This is a genomic window from Streptomyces sp. (assembly GCF_019510245.1).
Lineage (GTDB): Bacteria > Actinomycetota > Actinomycetes > Streptomycetales > Streptomycetaceae > Streptomyces.
Window position 1 is genome coordinate 1 of record NZ_JAEKKT010000427.1, and the last position, 2937, is coordinate 2937.

At 66.5% G+C, this 2937-nt stretch carries 4 protein-coding genes; 2 read left to right on the top strand and 2 right to left on the bottom strand.

The annotated features are described in order from the left end of the window. Window positions 1–210, bottom strand: a 210-nt coding sequence (locus JF597_RS53375) for a hypothetical protein (protein ID WP_294014251.1), incomplete at its 3' end; no start/stop codon positions are given. A 213-nt stretch (window positions 211–423) separates the two neighbouring features. Next, complete coding sequence (locus JF597_RS53380; protein WP_294014253.1) at window positions 424–954, bottom strand: hypothetical protein; 531 nt, start codon at window positions 952–954, stop codon at window positions 424–426. A gap of 281 nt (window positions 955–1235) precedes the next feature. Between JF597_RS53380 and JF597_RS53385 the strand changes: the two genes are divergently transcribed. Beyond that, a complete protein-coding gene (locus JF597_RS53385; RefSeq protein WP_294014255.1) occupies window positions 1236–1868 on the top strand; it encodes a DUF2461 family protein in 633 nt (210 codons plus the stop codon). A gap of 372 nt (window positions 1869–2240) precedes the next feature. Beyond that, window positions 2241–2780 (top strand): sigma-70 family RNA polymerase sigma factor, encoded by a 540-nt coding sequence (locus JF597_RS53390; RefSeq protein ID WP_294014257.1) that lies wholly within the window; start codon window positions 2241–2243, stop codon window positions 2778–2780. Window positions 2781–2937: the final 157 nt, after the last annotated feature.

The window sequence follows — 2937 nt, forward strand, 5'->3', positions numbered from 1 at the left end:
TACCACGGTGTAGAGCAGCACGTTGTAGGCGTCGAGCGCGGTCAAAGCGTAGTGGCAGCCCTGGCGTTCCTCCCAGTCGAGCCGGATGCCGCCGCGGCCGCTGGTGCGGGTGACGTCCCAGGCGAGGAGACCCAGACCTCCATCACCAACGCCGTCTGCGACCTGCTGACCAAAATGCGGGTCGCACTCGCGCTCGTCGACGAGATCCACAACCAAAACCCATCTCGCGGCGTTCCCCGAGATCGTGGTGCTGACGCACCTGATCCTGGGCCCGCCCACATCCGCCCTCGACCCCAAGGCGCTCTACCTGGCAACGGCCGCCGTGCTGAGCCGACGATTCGCGCGGATCTACACCATCCGCGGTCGCCAGGACCCGCTCTGTCAGCGCTTCTGCCGAGCTCACACAGGCCGTAACCCGCCTGATCAGCCTTCGGACTCGTGCCGGGCCCGCTGCCATGCTTCCTGAAAGTCACCAGAGCCGATCTCCATGGACGCATATTTCGGATCATGAAGGTCGAACGGCGGGTTGAACGGCCAGTCCTCGATGCCCGTCCTGACCGAACCACCGTCCGGACCGATCTCAACCTGCCGCAACCGCCGTCCGTCCGGGCCGAGTTCCATCAAGAAGACCTCTCCTTCATCGCCCTCCGGCCAGCGCAAGCACACACGCTCCCGTCCCACCAGGGCACCGAATCCCGGCTGGCCACGCTGGGCATCCCGCTGAGCGCGAAGGCTGGACAGCGGATTCGGATCCGGATCGTCAAGACAGACCTCCTCCAAGGTCCATGTCTCGGCACGGCTCACGGCATCCGGGTCCGAGACCACCTCAACCTCGGCGCAGGCACCGATGATCTCCTCGGCCGAGCCCGCCCACACCCACCACCACAGACCCCCCATCCCATAGTCATGAAGGACCAGATAGCGCGTCCTACCGACCTCACCCTGTTGGTTCACAACCCGTGAGCCTACGTCGCGCGAGATCTGCTCCACACTCGTCCGAGCGGTCCCGCCGTGACTCGGCTCGCACCCACCCCGGATTCCACAGAAGCCAGCTGCACTGAAAACTCCGACCTGAGTGTTCTCATCCGACCTGGCAACCCCGCAGCTCAGCACAAGATCCATAAGCAGGCTCAAGGCGACAGGACAGCCGCAGCACCTCCTACCTTGTCTGGGGCCACGCCTCCCTAGCCGTCTCGCTCTCCGCGCGCGGACCATGGGTGAGCTAACCTGCCTGCATGCGCGGACAGTTCACCGGCTGGCCGGAGCAGGCCATGGACGTGTTGTGGCAGCTCCAGGGCGAACCGACCCACGCGATCCGCGAGCGCTACCGCGCGGACCGCGAACGCCTGGTCCGACAGCCGATGATCGCCCTGCTCAACGAGGTCGCGGACGCCGACTCCCGGTACCAGGACTTCTCCGTCTGGCACTACCGCACCAACTCCTGGTGGTGGCAGCACCAGGGCGCGGTGATCCGACTCGGCCGCAAGATCGAGATCAATCTCCGGTTCTCCCTGGACGGCCTGCGGATCCAGGGCGCCTGGTGGTACCCCGATCCCGGCCAGGTGGACACGTTCCGCAAAGCCGTGGCCTCCGAGAGGAGCGGCCGCGAACTGTCCGCCATCGTCGAGGACGTACGGAACAAGGGCTACGACATCTCCGGGGACGTGATGAAACGCCCCCCGCGCGGCTACCCGACCAACCACTCCCGTACGAACCTTCTGCGCCACCGGTCGCTGATCGCCGCCCGCCCTCTCGGCTGCGAGGAGTGGCTTCACACCCCTGAGGCGGTCGACCGGGTCCTCTCGGCCGCCGCCGACCTGGACGCCCTGCTGATGTGGCTGGTCCGCCACGTGAAGCGCGCCGCCTGACGTCACGAGGGCGCCGCGTGGCACTGCGGAGCGCCTGGACATCGAGCGCGCCCATATACGCCCACCAGGCCCGTGAAGGCCGGTCGAACTGAGCGACGGACCGCAGGAATTGCCGCTGCTGCTCGAACGAGGCCGGGGCCACGGAGGCCGCGGCAGCGGTGACCTCCAGCAGCCACCGCACGGGGTGGGGGTTGGGAGTCGACGTCATGGTGCGGGCCGTAGCGGCCGACACTGACAACGGGGAGCACCGAGGCGAACTCCCGGCAGGTGACCCGATCTCGGCTGTAGGCAACGAACTTCGTCCAAGTCGCCTTGTAAGAAGCAGGAGCCAGGCGGACAAGAAGAGGACATGCCCCGTTTAGAGGAGTGCCCGTGCAGAATCCGCAGGCGTTCAGCGTGCTGTATGCGAACCACTATGGCTCTGTACTGCAGTACGCGTATCGGCGCGTAGGTGCGGATGATGCACCGGACATCACCGCGGAGGTCTTCGCCGTCGCGTGGCGGCGGATGGATGACATCCCACCCGAGGTGCTGCCTTGGCTGTATGGGGTGGCTCGAAGAATCGTGGCCAACCATCTGCGGTCCTCGGAGCGAGCGGATCGTCTCATGGCTCGACATGCCGGCGAGGCCTCTCGGACGCCGATGGTCCGAGACGTCGGGGACCAGGTGGCGGAGGCGAACGCGGTCCAGCGGGCGTGGTCTCGGCTGAGCGCAGACGATCGTGAACTTCTGGCGCTGATCGGCTGGGAGCGGTTAGGCGTGGGGGATGCTGCCCGTGTACTTGGCTGCAGCGCTGCCGTGTGCTCCGTTCGGCTGCACCGGGCGCGGCGTCGTCTTCAGAGCCAGCTGTCACGAGAAGAGGTCACGGATCGGGGCCTTCATGGCGAGATGAAACCGGAGGTCAGAACATGAGGCTGACTGAGCAGATTCGACGGACGATGGCACCGGCTGATGCTGCGGAGCATTGCGTCGTTGACGAACAGCGCGCCGATGCGGATCTGCGGCAGATCCTCTCCACCTCTCCGCCCTCTTCCCGAGAGGCGGTCCCTCGCGTCGGCTTACGCCGCCG

What these genes read in the sequence shown, in the direction of transcription:
- JF597_RS53385 (WP_294014255.1), top strand. Translation starts at nt 1,236, where the DNA reads ATGCGCGGACAGTTCACCGGCTGGCCGGAGCAGGCCATGGACGTGTTG.